The organism is Flaviflexus ciconiae (assembly GCF_003971195.1).
GTDB classification, from domain to species: domain Bacteria; phylum Actinomycetota; class Actinomycetes; order Actinomycetales; family Actinomycetaceae; genus Flaviflexus; species Flaviflexus ciconiae.
Window position 1 is genome coordinate 1,082,678 of sequence record NZ_CP034593.1, and the last position, 15,060, is coordinate 1,097,737.

A 15,060-nucleotide genomic window follows, 5' to 3' on the forward strand; every position below is an offset into this window, starting at 1 on the left:
TCCACCACCACATACGGTTTCTCGAGGCGCAGATACTCCGCCATTTGCTCCGTTAAAAGGACAAAGCAATCTACCTCGTCGAGCCATTTGTATAGTCTTTTGGTAACAACACGCTTCACCGTCGAGTACAGAAAACTTGACTCCCCCGAGAGATTCATATACTCGGGGAGGTCCGGTACGATTAGGCAAGTTATCGTACCGGGGGACTTCTCCTTTACAGCTTTGAGCGACGCTAACATTGAGTAAGTGAATGAGTACGCTATCACAGCGGAACGCTGACCGCTGTCAGCCAGCCATTGGATTTGTGGTTTTCGTAGTCGGCGTGCCCTAGATATATGCTTTAACATCGGAAGGTTAAGGAAGCCTACCTGCTCCCCACTTCGACCAGGCGTATCTAAGCGAGCTGAAGGAATTATGACGCGCCGAAACCTGCTGGGGAAAGCACCTATAAAAAGTGACGAAAGAAGATGCAATCTGGTGCCGAGGTGCTCCGAAAATCCGCGTATCAAATTCCATTGCAGGACGTTCGCGGCGTTTTGTATGTTGCCCTTCGAGTTGGCTACCACCCATTCTTGCGAAGCGCCTTCGAACATGCCCCCAATGAATAATAAAGAGATATCTTTATGGCAAGAGGAATCACTGTTTTCTTGCCATGCAGCCGGTTCAGACGTCGCCGCGCGTGGTGCTGAGGGTGGCTTTTTCCCAATTTGATTGTCGCTCATATCTGTTCCGTTCATAACTAGGTCGCAACAGTAAGTTCGTTATTCCGCCTTCGGACGGCGAATATTCGTACGAACGTGGTGCGTTCCTGCCGTCGATCTAATCAGGTTAATTACACGGCGCGCGGAGTCAATCACATGGTAGTCGCCCGGCGCACCTGCCTCACCAGTCGCGTCATGTTGAGCTATCGTGATTCGCACAGCATCCACTACATCTTCGGGATTCAGTCCAGTGGTAATAATCCCGCCAGTGTCAATGGCCTCGGGCCGTTCAATCGCATCGCGCATGGTCACGGCAGGGAAGCCCAAAATGGTCGATTCTTCAGAAATTGTGCCGGAATCAGAGACAACACAACGTGCAGCTTTCTGGAGCCGAACGTAGTCACTGAAACCCAGCGGCTTATGCAGAACAAGATCAGCACTGGCGTGAAGTCGGTACTGTTCGATGCGTTTACGGGTACGGGGATGCGTGGAAACTAACATTGGTACTTCTTGGTCGATGGCAACAGCTGCCAACGATTCCAGGACGGACTGTAGTCTTTCGGGCGAGTCTACATTCTCTTCCCTGTGGATCGACGCTACCAAGTAGTGCCCCTCGACCAACCCCAAACGTTCCAATACATCAGACTCTTCGATACGCTGTGCGTAATAATCGAGCACTTCTCGCATGGGGGATCCCATATGGATCACGCGCGAGGGGTGCAAACCTTCGGCCAGTAGGTTCCTTCTAGAGTGCTCTGTATAGACCAAATTGTAATCAGCAACGTGGTCCACTAAGTGACGATTAATTTCCTCTGGGACATTTGGATCAAAAGACCGGTTTCCTGCTTCGAGATGGTAAACAGGAATATGCATCCTTTTTGCCATGACTGCAGAAATGCATGAGTTAGTGTCTCCAAGTACTACCACGGCGTCTGGCATCTCCCGAAGAAGGACCTGCTCAGTCCCCCGTAGGACATCGCCCAATGTCGCACCAAGTGAGCTTGTGTCAACGTTGAGGAAATGATCAGGCCGACGCATACCGAGATCTTCAAAGAAGATCTCGTTCAGTTCATAATCGTAGTTTTGCCCAGTATGAACCAAAATGTGATTAGTGTGCTCCTCGAGGGCGGCAATAATTCTAGAAAGCCGGATAATTTCAGGCCTAGTTCCGACTACGGTAACAACCTTTAAACGTCCGCTCATTTCAAACCCTTTCGGCGATCGTATCTGGATTAACTGGATCGAAAATATCGTTCGTCCAGAAGGACGTATATAACAAATCGTCCCCGGTATTGGTAATCTTATGGGCCCACATGGTTGGCATATCAATTGCCATTGGTGTATCTCCTGTGACCTCAAATGTGTGCACTTCTTCGGTGAAAAGTCGTCGCATTGCGATTGTTGCCTGTCCGGCGAGGACAGTAAACCTTTCAACCTTTCGGCGATGAAAATGGTCCCCTCTCGTAATCCCTGGAACCGTGGTAGAAAACGACGACTGACCGCTTCCTCCATGGGATCGAATAATTTCGAAAAAAGCACCCCGATTGTCTGCATGTCGTGCCAAACTAATAGGAGTTAACGAATCAAAAGTAAACGATCGATAGGTATTGAAGAGGTCTCGGTCAAACCTATTGGTAATATCTGGAATCTCGCCAGTTTGATAAATATCGGCAAATCCCGTCAGTCGACTCAATAGACCAGACACTGTCTCTTTTATCTCGAGCGCGGATTGCGATTCTTCACTTGCTGCACCCGTGAGAAGATCCGCCGCATTCTGAGCATGAAGCAGTGTAAGTTGCTTATCGTGCTCCACAGTCGGGGCTTCTCCACGGGCAAGAAGGTGCGAGAAGGTGGCCGTAACCGCATTGTAGAAAGGTCGACCATGTTCACCAAAGAGGTTGGGGAGTCGCAGGTCCACGTACTTAAGGTCCAGCTCGGAAGCTACGCTGGCTAGAATATCGCCTGCCTTTGCCTTAGCCTCTCCATAAACAGTTCCGTTCCCAGCCTGCGATGAGTTTGCATAAGCAATGACTGAAGGTGGCGATTCAGAGTTTCGAAGGGCTTCTGCAATCTGTTTAGCGAACAGAACATTGCCGTCCTGCACTTCGTTATCAGTCGCGCGGTTTACTCCCGCAATGTGAATTAGCCGCGATACACCAGTAACAGCATTGGTCGCCGATTTAAGATCAAAGTTCGTACCAACCGGAATTTCCCGTGCGAACGTGTTCGATTCCCGAAGTGCGACCTTTGCGTGCCAACCTAGAAAGCCTCTGGCGCCCGTAAGGGCTACCTCATGCCCTCCCGTTGTCTGCAATTTATTAATCTCAGTCATGCTGACGGCTCCTCCCTCACAAGTTGCTGGATCTCGGGGAGGCGCATTAGAAGTTTTTTAGTTTCTTCGATTGAAAGTCGGTAGGTGTTCTCAGAAGTATAGTCATCAGTTCGAGAGATCGTTGTCTTACCCTCATCAAAATAAAGCTCATACTGAAGTGACCGTGCATCGAGAGGAACGCGGAAATACTCCCCCTCATCTGACGCTTTAACAATCTCCTCCCGGCTAAGCAACGTTTCGTGTAGCTTCTCCCCGTGGCGGGAACCGATCACATTGATTTCTGGATCATTATTACCAAGAAGACTCGCTACCGCACGTGCCAGGACTTCAACAGTAGATGCCGGCGCCTTCTTTACGAAAAGGTCGCCCGGTGCCGCGTTACTAAATGCATGATCGACAAGGTCCACAGAATCCGCCAACGACATGAGGAAGCGCGTCATAGTGGGATCCGTCAACGTCAGTGGCTCTCCTTTGCGAACCTGGTCTACAAACAGCGGGATTACAGAGCCGCGAGAGTACATCACGTTACCGTATCTCGTAATCGAGATAGTCATCTCTGACTCAGGATTGTTACGCGCGAATGCTTGAGCGGTCTTCTCCATCAAGGCTTTGGACATGCCCATTGCATTAACAGGGTAAACCGCTTTGTCAGTACTAAGGCATACCAGAGATTTGACGCCAGCACGGACAGCAGCTTGCATTACGTTTAGGCTACCTGTGACGTTAGTAAGTACGGCCTGCTCAGGAAAGAACTCGCAGGACGGCACTTGCTTCAGAGCCGCTGCATGAAACGCAAAATCAACCCCGCGCATCGCAGGCGCAACACTTGATTCATCTCTAACGTCTCCAATGAAGAACCTAAGTCGTTCGTCACTAAATCGTCGCCGCATTTCATCCTGTTTTGCTTCGTCACGACTGACGATGTTGACCTGATCCGCCCCACGCTCAAGCAGATGTGTCGCCATTGTCGAGCCAAACGAACCTGTGCCGCCCGTAATTGCAACTTTCGAACCCGAAATTTTACTCATTGTTTAAACTACCCTTTGCTAAGCTCTTCTATCCTGATGCTACCCGGGGCTCCAAAACACCCCGAAAATTATTCTCTACTGGGTTACTGGGCTCCGTAGATAATTATCCCGTACCTGTTAATAAACTACAGATCGGGCCGCCAGCTTTCCTTAAAGACCACTCCTTACCACGGAATCGATAGCTAATGGAGCAACTCATACCTCCGCTTAACTGAAGAAGGCTCCCTCAATTTTGAGTCACTTCCATAGCTTCAATAATCTTCAAACCCGCTGATTTAGCCGAAAGGTTCTGTTCGTAATATTCTCGACCGCTTGCAGCCAGCATATTTCGCTCTAGTTCGCTCAAATCCGAAATCTGCTGGACCGTGTCAGCTAGTGCCGCTGCATCCCCTGGAGCGACCACCTTTCCGGCACCCGATGCCTCAATCATTCTTGCTCCATCACCTTCAATTTGAGCGATAATCGGGACTTCCGAAGCGAGCAAGGATGGAATTTTGCTTGGCGTCGTAAATCGCAGAAAATCGTTTGCCGCCAGACTAACTAAATGAATATGTGCTTTCGCCATCAAGGTAGGGACTTGCGATTGTGGCACTCGACCCAGGAACTCAATATTGTCAAGACCTAGCTTTCGGGCCTTAGCCTCTAGCTCCCTCTTCTTAATTCCATCTCCCACAATCGTGAACTTTATATCTGCTCTGGAGCTCAACATTGAAGCTGCCTCAATAAGCGTATCGAATCCTTGAACATCTCCAATAGCGCCCGCATACATTACGTTCATCTTGTCCTTGTCCAGCTCAATACCCTCTTCAACCCGAATCAAACGAGAGGGGCGAAAGAGGTCCTCGTTCGTTGGGTTCGGTACATAAACAATTCTCGAAGGGTCTACCCGTGGATTACGCTCAAGAATTAAATCTCGGACGCCCTTAGAAATTACTCCGATAACTGCAGCTCTGCGCTCCATTAGCCGAACTATATACGAAATAAGCCGAGTAATAACATCTCCAACTCGACCGTCACGAAACATACCGCTGTCCACGAGCGAGTCGGGCCATAGGTCTTGAACGTGGAGAAAGACCGGTATCCTACCGAGCCGACTGTGAATCAACATGGGCAACGCCACCGTGACCGGCGAATTATAAACCCACATTGCATCTATATCTCGGAGAGCATCCCCTGCAAATAACGACGAGGTGAGGCTAAAACTTGAATAATTGACGGCTCGACCAACGGCAGATCTACTATGGTTTGGATACAAGGGTACTCGGGTTAGCTGAACATTCCCCAGAGACTCACGAGTCCTGGCTCGCATCCTATACCCGGGGTATAGCCGCCCTTCCGGATAGTTCGGGAAACCAGTTAAAACACTAACGTCATGCCCCAGCCGTGTAAATTCGCGAGCATAAACTCCTGGCAAGGCCGCAGGACCCGTTTCAGGGTCGTACCACTGCGAGAGCATTCCGATTCTCATACCGAGTCCTCCGCAAATAGAACAGCTTTGATCAGTTGAGTATCGGGAACTTTAGGGTGTAAAAAACCGTCCAGTACCTGTTTTTGTCCGAACCACATAACTTCCAATCTTCGACTTAGGCCCAAAAATCCCGGCGCCACTATGCCCACACCATTCGTGAACTTGATGAATCCTCTGCATAGTGCGCGCGGCAACAATACGGGTGGGCGCCCACTAACGAGCTGTAGTACGTCCATCACAGAGAGACCCTCCCATGGTTGCAAGGCAATAACCGGTAATTCACCGCAGTGCCTACCAACTTGACGGACATACCTTGCAAGACCGTTGACGCTGCTGACAATACTCGGCTGGTTTCCGGGACTAGCCACACTCGAGAATCGAGACGACGCAAGTCGTCGAAGCCTCTCAGTTGTGGGTCGACCTTGACCTTGAACTGAGGTTGCACGGATCGAGATGATCCCGAGCCTTTCATCCCGTTGAGTGGACATATTTTGGAACGCCAACACCGCTCGCTCCCCCAGTGCTTTTGAACGTGAGTAAGGAGAAAAAGGCTTCACGAGCAATGACTCGTCAAGCGTAGCCTTATTACCTTGGACCGCAGCTGAACTCAAATGGATTAAGCGACCAACGCCTGCCTTCATTGCCGCATTTGCTACCACGACTGGCAGAAGAGAATTAGCGCCGTAAATCTCGGCGCTGTGCCCACCATCAGGCGTAGCCATGCCCGCCGCATTCACCACGACGTCCGCCCCGCGAAATTCATCGCTCAAGTTATTAACTAATTCGCTAATTGACGCTTCTTGCAGAACTTCAAACCCATCGTTAATCCGCGGGTCGAGGCGAAGCCTGGGCGCTGACACACATCGAACTTCTTCACCCTGTTCCTCTAGGTACCGCACTAACGCGCCACCAACGAATCCCGATGCACCCACTACAACCCAAACGGAAGGATTCCAGGACGACTCGCCCATAAGTACCTTCGGCATCGGGATGTCCTTTAAGGATGAGAGTCTTTGGCTTGGAAACTCATCGCCACGAAGGCGTGGCAATAGGAGATAGAAAATAGAAATAGCGAGCAGCAACACTGCCCCAGCCAGCCATCCAATTCTGGAGCTCGCCGTCAAACCACCGACCGACCCACTGGCTGCTGTAAACGCAGCGACGATCACCGCAACCTCCACATGCGATAGTCCGGTTAAAGTAAGCCTCTGGTAAGCATGTGTGCGATGAGGTTTAAATACCGGTTCCCCACGGAACAGCCGCCTGAATATTACAGACACCGCATCGGCCCAGTAGATCGTGAGCGGTGCGAGTGCGGCAACTAAGGGTATGCCATTACCCATAGCAACAATTATTGTCGCACCTAGGATCGCTCCAAGAAGATAGCTCCCCACGTCACCAAGAAACAACTTTCCGCGGGCGAGATTCCAAGGAAGAAATGGAAAGAACGTCACGGCGGTCAAGAGACCTAATACCGTAACTTCCATAACCTCGCTGATGGCTCCAATCACTGCGAAGGATACGCCTGCAACAAGTCCGTGAAGACTTGATATACCGTTTATCCCATCCATAAAATTAGTGAAGTTAACATTCGCAGCAAAGCCCACTATAAGGATTGGCAACCAGCTCAATCCGTATTCGATATTCGGAGAAGCGAATATAGCAAGCCCGCCGCCGACGATTAATTGGGTACCCGCGCGTATTGTGATTGGGAGACCTCTATAATCCTCAACCAATCCTAGTAGGGCGATAATTAAAGCCGCCGCAAGCGCTACCGTGAGTTGCGCTCTGCCCTCCCCGTCGACAGCTAAAAGGACCAGGGGACCCCCGACGATAAACCCCAAAAGTGGTGCAACTCCCCCGCCACGAATCGTTGGAACTGTATGTGATGAGCGCTCATTTGGAAAATCCACGATTCCGGCTCTCACAAGTACGGGCTTAACGAGGAACGGAGACAGTGCCGACATTATGCCGGCCACTACAACTCCTAGCCAGACTCCCGGGTTCATGCTCGCCTAGGACCTTTAGACACCGTGGTCTCAGGATCTATAGAAGTCCCATACTTCTCGTCCGACGCGTTGGGGGTTTCCACTGACCGGACCTCTTCGCCCAGGAGATCGTGAATTGTCTCTCTATTTTTCGGGCGCTCTGGTATGTCTGCGGGAGAGAGGCTAGGAACGCTCACTGTTCGGATAAGTGAATGGGCACTCTCATTACTATTCTCCGACGTGCTAAACAGCACCTCATGAAGCTTTTCGCCTTTACGGAGTCCGGTGAAGTGAACCTCAATTTCCTTGCCGGACTCTGCAATGAGACGTTCTGCGACATCAACAATCTTGACGGGCTCCCCCATATCGAGCACCAGAACATCCCCCGGACGACCAATGGCTCCAGCCTGCAACACCAGTTCACAGGCCTCAGGGATCGTCATGAAGTAACGAGTGACGTCCGGATCAGTCACCGTGATGGGGCCACCTCGTTCAATCTGAGCCCTGAAAGTATAGAGAACTGAGCCACGGGAACCCAGCACATTGCCGAAGCGCACCGAAAGGTACTTGAACCCGCTGTCTTGGGCATGCCACGAAGTAAGCCGCTCAGCGAGCCGCTTCGTCATTCCAAGAACACTGGTGGCGTCAGCCGCTTTATCAGTCGAGACGTTGACGAAGTGCTCAACACCATGTTGACGGGCCGCGGCAAGAACATTTCTCGTACCGAGCGTGTTGGTCTTCCACCCTTCAAGTGGGTATCGCTCGAGCAAGGGGAGATGCTTCAGCGCTGCAGCATGGAAGACAACCTCAGGCTTATGATGTTCAAATATCGCATCGAGCGCATCCCGTTCGCGAATATCACAGAGCACCAAGTCATCGGTATCAAGTAGCCCGTCGCCATCAATCGACAGTCTCACTGCATGGAGTTCCGACTCATCCCGATCCATCAGCAAGAGCTTCGAAGGTCCGAGTCGATTCAGTTGTCGTGCGAGCTCAGATCCGATCGATCCTCCGGCACCAGTAACAAGCACGCGCTTACCCATCACGTAGTCCGCGATGGACCGGACGTCGGTCGAGATCGGGCGGCGTCCAAGCAGATCTGCAACATTGAAGTGGCGTAGCCGGTCAAGGCTCATGCGTCCGCCGATCATTTCCCTGACAGGTGGGATAACGACGAACTCGAGGCCGTGGTCAGCACATTCGCGGGCGATGCGCTGAATCATGCTGGCCGATGCTTTCGTTACCGCAAGGATGACGGTTTTAGCATTGGTTTCAGTAGCAATCTTGATGAGATCGGCACCCGTTCCAATCACCCGGTAGTCGCGTACTCGAAGCATCTGCTTACCTGGACTGTCATCGACGAATCCGAGAATACGGTACGGGGATTCATCCGCATGATCGACGAGTTGTGCGACCTGGCGACCAGCTTCCCCCGCGCCGTAGACAATCGCCGGCGAGGCAGATTCCTTCCCGTTCTCGTTAATCTTGGCCCGAGTGACAAGGATGCGGTAGAGCCCCCTCACCGCGCCCATAAAGATAAAAGCCAGAGGAGGCATAACGACGGCAAGAGCTCGTGGCAGATCAGTGACAAGGGTCGAAATTAAGAGACCCAGAGGGAAAATGAGGATCGCGACGATACCCGCGGCAGCAACTACTTCATCGAAGCTGGCAACACGGTTTCTTCCCCGCACAAAGTTCAGGAAGACACTCACCACTGACTGAATAGCGATAGCGATGAGCGTGTAGCCGACCGCCCAGGACCATTGGCTGTCCGTCAGCCCAAAGTCATATCGCAGGATCATCACAGTCACGAGGGCAAGGAGCCAGGCTAAAGCATCTGCAGAGAGCAGCATCGCTACCTTTAAGCGGAGCGGCAACTCGTGAAGCCGCTCGAACGCCGCACCATCCGGAAATTTGCCGCTGGACTCAATGTCGTTCATATTTCGATCTGCCACCCTCTCAGTGTAATCACAGGGTCGGACAATACCAATAAGTATTAACTAATGACACATCACATCACCAGTAAGCTCTACCGAGCACATATGGAGACTAACTAGAATTTGGGGTGTATCAAGGTTCTTGGACAGTTTCTCTTAATGGGAGAGGATCAGGGACATGGCAAAGGGATCACGGCGGAAGTTTAGTCCGCAGTTTAAGGCTGAGGTAGTCCAGCTGGTTGTACAAAACGAACGACAAATTATTGATGTTGCTCGGGAGTTGCAGATTAATGCTGGGACGTTGGGTCATTGGGTTGCGAAGTATCGGATGGAAAATCCAGAACCGGTCAAGGATTTGTCACCTGCTGATCAGGTACGACTGGTAGAGCTGGAAGAAGAAGTTCGTCGGCTACTCAATTGATTCCAGGATGACAGCTGATCTTGCGGTCAATGCCCTGAACATGGCACTGACACACCGCGGCAAACCTGAGGGTGTTGTGATCCATAGCGACAGAGGTTCACAGGGTGGATTCAATTGGTTGTCGCAACACCTTGACCGTGGAGGTGGTCAGCAGTGGCGACGAAGTTCTGGTCTGCGAAGACGAGCGAGGTTCCTGAGGGGGCGCGGCGGCAGTGGCGTGCGGATCGAGCGTTGCGTCCGCCGATGCGCTCGCCTGGACCGCCAGGTCTGGGACACCCGCCACGAGCTTCGGCTAGCAATCGTGTCCTGGATCGAAGGGATCTATCACCGTAAGCGTCGTCAGCGGGCCTTAGGCAAGCTGACACCGATCGAATTCATGACCATAATGAAACCAGCCGCCAACTCGGCGGCATGAAACACCGGAGTCAACCAAACCATCAGCACTCCCCCTCGACGAACACGCACACCCAATCCGGGTCTTCCCCCGCGCCTTTGGCACACACCCCGACACCATCTTCGACCCCGCTTCCCTGGTACCACACCTGATCGCCAAGCCCGGGGCATGGACCCAATCCCAGTTACGACCCTTGGTCTCAGACCCGGTACGAGACTGGCTTGACCAGGCCAGTGCCATCGACCGACGACGCTTGTTCACAGCCGTGGATAATGCCACCGGGCCCACCAACTTCACCACCGCAATCCAAGCCGCCGATATCCTCATCAGCGCCGGGGACGACCCCGACACCGGGATGCTCTCCATGCTCGCCCGGCGCCTGGCACAAGGCAGCGAACCAGCCGCAGTGGACGTTGACCCCACCATCTACGACACCCTCACCACCCGCCCCACCACCCCAAACACCAACAGCAACGGCAACGATCGGCAAGACCCCAGCACCAGATCCGCAAGTAGTGGTGCCAGTTGCGATGGTCCTGATAGTGACGGTAGTGAGAGTACTTCCGGTACGGGGCTTGTTGACCTTCAGGACGTGGAAGGGGTCGTGGCATGAACCAACCTGCCACTGTTGATGACGTCCTCGCCGCGGGCCGTAACACGTCTCTGACCACGAGCGTGTTAGAAGAATGGGTCCATAAAGGCACACCCAAACAACGTGAATACCTGCACCAAATCCTTGTCGCTGAACACGAATCACGACAAGACTCCCGCCGCAGGCGCTTACTGAAAGCCGCACGACTACCCGCCCTGAAATCCTTAACCGGCTATGACTACAGTGCCGTCCACTTTCCCACCGACTACGGCAGACAAGCCCTAGAATCCCTGGACTTCATCACCCACGCCCAAGACCTTGTCTTATACGGAGACGTAGGAACCGGGAAAACCCATATGGCAAGCGCCCCCGTTGCCGCCGCCTGCCAGCAAGGGATCCCAGCCCGGTTCTACACCACCTCAGCCCTGGTCATGGCCCTACGCAGAGCCAAAGACGATGACCGGCTCGACAAAGAACTCGCCTCGATCGCCAAGAACCAGCTCATCGTGATCGACGAGCTCGGCTACCTGCCCATCGACACCGAAGGAGCACGCCTGTTATTCCAGGTCATCACCAACGGCTACGAAAAACGCAGCCTCGTCATCCCCACCAACCTGGAATTCTCCCGCTGGGGCACCGTATTCGGCGACGACAACATGGCAGCCGCCGTCATCGACCGACTCGTCCACCACGGCCGCCTCCTCCAATTCCGAGGAGAGTCCTACCGAGTAAAAACGCCCTCATGAAATAACCAAAAGTCAAGCCGCCCAAACGGCCCAACCCACAGACGAAATGGCCTACTGAACCGTCTTCGGTTTCTTGCCGGTGTTATACGGGTGCCAGCTCCGGGTGGGCGGGCGTTTCTAGGTTAGCGTAGTAGAGGTATTCATATTCATCGGGCGTGAGGTCATCGATGCGGGAGTGCAGGCGCGTGGTGTTGTACCAATCAACCCACTGCGCCGTAGCCCATTCGACGTCCTCGAGCTGCTTGAGAGGACCGCTCCGGAAGGGTGAATCATCTCGGATGGCCTCGGTTTTGTACAGGCCGATCGTGGACTCAGCCAGCGAGTTGTCGTAGGCATCGCCGATAGATCCGATTGACGCGGCGATGCCTTCCATGGCCAAAGTCTCGGCAAAGCTTACCGATGTAAATTGAGCTCCGGCATCGCTGTGATGTATTAATCCTTTGCCTGCGGGGCATCCTGCCTGGTCACGTCGCCACAATCCCATCCGCAGCGCGTTGGCCACCAGGGGTGTGGTCATTGACGCTGAGGCATGCCAGCCCACGATCGCGCGGGAGAAGCAATCAATGACAAAGGCGACGTAGACGAAGCCGGCCCAGGTGCGCACGTAAGTGAAATCAGCAACCCACCGCTCATTCGGGGCGGGCGCGGTGAAGTCGCGCTCTACCAGGTCAGGAGCCCGCGCGGCACTACGATCAGGGATCGTGGTGCGTACCCCGCGTCCGCGGACGCGGCCATTCATTCCTAGATCGCCCATCAACCGGTCGACCCGCCGGGCTGAGACAACCAGTCCGCGGCGGCGCAGATAGGCCACCATTTTCCGTCTGCCATACATCCCTTCGGGCGTGCCCACCGTGGCCAGGAGAGCGTCGATGATAATCGCATCATCGAGGTCGCGTTGGCTGGGCGAGGCAGTTTTCCAGGACCGGTAGGTCCGTGCACTGACCCGCAGACCCTGGCCCGTGAGGACGTCGCAGATCTGGGTGACTCGGTGGCCCTTACTGCGTTGGGTGTCGATGAAAGCAACGATCATCGGGATCGGGGGCCGAGTTCCCCCGCGAAGAAAACCGCTGCGTCGCGCAAAATACTGTTAGCCTCTTCCAGCTCCCGGATCTCTTTACGCAAGCGTCTATTCTCGTCCAGGACCTCAGAGGGGGTGCCATCGCGTTGTCCGCCATCGATCTGGGCTTGGCGGACCCAGCGGCGTAGGGATTCTTTGCCGATCCCGAGCTGCCCGCCGATCTTCACACAGGCCTCGGTCAGATTCGCGTACTCATCAAGATGGTTCAAGACCAAGCGGATCGCGCGTTGTTTCGTTTCTTCAGGAATGCGTCTGGGCATAAATCCATTCTCTCTCAGACTCACAAAACAACGGCAAGAAACCGAAGACGGTTCATACTTCTTAACGATCTTTTGGCCCACACCAACTTGACGAAACACAGAAAGATCGCTCAGACCCGGGCCCCGCCCTGAACCCGAGCCATCTTAAGAGCGTCGATAACGAGGCTGGCACGCATGTGGTCGGCGATCTGCCAGCCGATCACCATCCGGGTTGCCAGATCGACCACGGTCGCCAGGTAGAGCCAGCCCTGCCCGGTCCGTAGGTAGGTGATGTCACCAACCAAGACTTCCCCGGGTTCATGGGACTCTGGGTCGAAGTCGCGCTCGACATGGTCAGTAAAGACATGGGCCTGCTCGTCAGGAACCGTGGTCGGGAGTGCTGATGGTTTGGTTGACTCCGGTGTTTCATGCCGCCGAGTTGGCGGCTGGTTTCATTATGGTCATGAATTCGATCGGTGTCAGCTTGCCTAAGGCCCGCTGACGACGCTTACGGTGATAGATCCCTTCGATCCAGGACACGATTGCTAGCCGAAGCTCGTGGCGGGTGTCCCAGACCTGGCGGTCCAGGACATTCTTCTGCAGCAGCGCAAAGAAAGATTCCATGGCCGCATTATCACCAGCCGCCCCGACTTGTCCCATCGACCCACACAGGTTGTTGTCCGCCAGAGCGTTGAGGAAATCCTTGGAACGGAACTGGGCGGGTTCAACTGGTCGATGCAACACTGGGTTGTTGAAGCGATTGTAGCTGCTCGGCGAATACCTCTGCCGGGGTTCTCCAGCCGAGGACTTTGCGGGGTCTGTTATTAAGCGCGAGGGCCACCGCTTCGAGATCCTCGGCCGACCACCGCGACAAGTCAGTACCCTTCGGGAAGTACTGCCGCAGCAGACCATTGGTGTTCTCGTTCGTGGGTCGCTGCCACGGCGAGTGCGGATCGGCGAAGAACACCCTCGTGCCGGTTTCGAGGGTGAACTGCGCGTGCCCGGAGAGTTCTTTCCCACGGTCCCAGGTCAGCGTTTTGCGCAGCTGGATCGGTAGGGCCGTGACCGATGAGGCTAGCGCGGTGTTCATCGCGACAGCGCCGTAGCCTCCAAGCGCGGCCCCGTTCTTCACCACTGGTGTCTTGCCCCACCCCTCCAGCCGGGGCAGGTGTACCAGCAGCGTGGAGCGGCTGGAGCGCTCGATGAGTGTGCCGATCGCGGACCGGCCCGTGCCGATGATCAGATCGCCCTCCCAGTGCCCGGGAACTGCGCGATCAGCGGCCTCCGCCGGCCGCTTCGAGAGCACGACGTCCTCGGTAACGTGCCCCTGCGGTTTGTTCCGTGAACGCTCCCTGGGCTGGCGTAGTGCCCGCCCAGTGCGCAGGCACGCGACCAACTCCCGTTTGAGCGCGCCACGGCCCTCGATGAACAGCGACTGGTAGATCGCCTCATGACTGATACGCATAGATCTATCATCGGGGAAATCGATCTTCAACCGGTGAGAGATCTGCTCAGGACTCCAGGCCAGCGACCATCGCCGGTCAGCCCGATGCGGCTTGTTCAGCCCCTTCCACGCAGGCGGCGTCGGCCCCTCGACCACGCTCCCATCGGGACGGCGGACGGTCCCGGCAAGTCGTTCCTGCACGTATTCGCGCAACTGGTCGTTCGTGACGAGTTTCGCGGCCTTCGGGCGCCTCGCCGCCTGCTGCGCCTTCCACTGCGCCACCAACGCCCGATACTCCTGCTTCCCGCTCCGGGTGGCGGCGTTGCGGCGCAGCTCTCGGGAGATCGTGCCAGGGTCACGCCCCAGCTCGCGGGCGATCTCCCGCACGCCTTTATCTTTGGCGCGCAGCAACGCGATCTCCTCACGTTCCTCAAACGACAGGAAACGGCCGGTGGGCTCGGCCAATGAAATCGGTGGCATACCGCCAGCATGGCGAAACCAGCGGCTCCCCACCGGCACGGACACGCCCACTTTCAGAGCCGCCTCGGCCGTGTTGATACCCGTCGCGATCAGACGCCAGAACTGCCGCTGCACCGCCCGCGACGGCTCAGGCCGCCCAGGCGAGCGCATCGGCGGACGCAACGCTCGATCCGCACGCCACTGCCGCCGCGCCCCCTCAGGAACCTCGCTCG

Annotated in this window: 11 protein-coding genes and 3 pseudogenes; 4 read left to right on the plus strand and 10 right to left on the minus strand. The window is 54.8% G+C overall.

The genetic code is table 11. The features are described 5' to 3' along the window. Positions 1-761: 761 nt before the first annotated feature. The 6 genes from wecB to EJ997_RS04885 form a co-directional block, all read right to left on the minus strand. Entirely contained in the window at positions 762-1,904 is a 1,143-nt protein-coding gene (gene wecB, locus EJ997_RS04860; RefSeq protein WP_126703580.1) for a non-hydrolyzing UDP-N-acetylglucosamine 2-epimerase, read from the minus strand. 1 nt (position 1,905) lies between these two features. Next, positions 1,906-3,033: a polysaccharide biosynthesis C-terminal domain-containing protein gene (locus EJ997_RS04865; RefSeq protein WP_126703581.1), complete on the minus strand. Its 1,128-nt coding sequence runs from the start codon at positions 3,031-3,033 to the stop codon at positions 1,906-1,908. Further along, complete coding sequence (locus EJ997_RS04870; RefSeq protein ID WP_126703582.1) at positions 3,030-4,061, minus strand: polysaccharide biosynthesis protein; 1,032 nt, start codon at positions 4,059-4,061, stop codon at positions 3,030-3,032. The genes EJ997_RS04865 and EJ997_RS04870 overlap by 4 nt, the downstream gene beginning before the upstream one ends. Positions 4,062-4,287: 226 nt before the next feature. Continuing rightward, positions 4,288-5,529, minus strand: coding sequence for a glycosyltransferase family 4 protein (locus EJ997_RS04875; RefSeq protein WP_126703583.1), 1,242 nt, complete (start codon positions 5,527-5,529; stop codon positions 4,288-4,290). Then, positions 5,526-7,538 (minus strand): NAD-dependent epimerase/dehydratase family protein, encoded by a 2,013-nt coding sequence (locus EJ997_RS04880; protein WP_126703584.1) that lies wholly within the window; start codon positions 7,536-7,538, stop codon positions 5,526-5,528. The genes EJ997_RS04875 and EJ997_RS04880 overlap by 4 nt, the downstream gene beginning before the upstream one ends. Beyond that, complete coding sequence (locus tag EJ997_RS04885) at positions 7,535-9,457, minus strand: nucleoside-diphosphate sugar epimerase/dehydratase (protein WP_126703585.1); 1,923 nt, start codon at positions 9,455-9,457, stop codon at positions 7,535-7,537. Before EJ997_RS04885 ends, EJ997_RS04880 begins: the two co-directional genes overlap by 4 nt. A 175-nt stretch (positions 9,458-9,632) precedes the next feature. On the opposite strand from EJ997_RS04885, the gene EJ997_RS04890 reads away from it, so the two are divergent. The 4 genes and pseudogenes from EJ997_RS04890 to istB all read left to right on the plus strand — a co-directional run bounded on the left by EJ997_RS04890 (position 9,633) and on the right by istB (position 11,607). Beyond that, entirely contained in the window at positions 9,633-9,875 is a 243-nt protein-coding gene (locus EJ997_RS04890; RefSeq protein WP_126703586.1) for a transposase, read from the plus strand. Next, positions 9,862-9,978 (plus strand): annotated as a pseudogene (locus EJ997_RS14055) (IS3-like element ISAar45 family transposase); the annotation flags it as partial. The gene EJ997_RS04890 and the pseudogene EJ997_RS14055, both read left to right, overlap by 14 nt. A gap of 544 nt (positions 9,979-10,522) precedes the next feature. Beyond that, positions 10,523-10,882, plus strand: a complete 360-nt coding sequence (locus EJ997_RS04900; protein ID WP_126703588.1) for a hypothetical protein — start codon at positions 10,523-10,525, stop codon at positions 10,880-10,882. Further along, positions 10,879-11,607 carry an IS21-like element helper ATPase IstB gene (istB, locus tag EJ997_RS04905; protein ID WP_206501827.1) on the plus strand — a complete coding sequence of 243 codons (729 nt, stop codon included), beginning with the start codon at positions 10,879-10,881 and terminating at the stop codon, positions 11,605-11,607. The genes EJ997_RS04900 and istB overlap by 4 nt, the downstream gene beginning before the upstream one ends. An 82-nt stretch (positions 11,608-11,689) precedes the next feature. Here istB and EJ997_RS04910 read toward each other — a convergent pair. The 4 genes and pseudogenes from EJ997_RS04910 to EJ997_RS04925 all read right to left on the minus strand — a co-directional run bounded on the left by EJ997_RS04910 (position 11,690) and on the right by EJ997_RS04925 (position 14,998). Continuing rightward, positions 11,690-12,945, minus strand: a protein-coding gene (locus EJ997_RS04910) for an IS3 family transposase (protein WP_126703589.1) whose coding sequence is annotated in 2 segments (ribosomal slippage) — positions 11,690-12,675 and positions 12,675-12,945 — 1,257 coding nt in all. Because the reading frame shifts where the segments join, the coding sequence is not laid out codon by codon here. A gap of 125 nt (positions 12,946-13,070) precedes the next feature. After that, a pseudogene (locus EJ997_RS04915) lies at positions 13,071-13,244 on the minus strand (DDE-type integrase/transposase/recombinase); the annotation flags it as partial. Positions 13,245-13,350: 106 nt separating this feature from the next. Continuing rightward, positions 13,351-13,644: pseudogene (locus tag EJ997_RS04920) on the minus strand (integrase core domain-containing protein); the annotation flags it as partial. A gap of 4 nt (positions 13,645-13,648) precedes the next feature. Then, positions 13,649-14,998, minus strand: coding sequence for an IS30 family transposase (locus EJ997_RS04925; protein WP_456071327.1), 1,350 nt, complete (start codon positions 14,996-14,998; stop codon positions 13,649-13,651). Positions 14,999-15,060 lie beyond the last annotated feature (62 nt).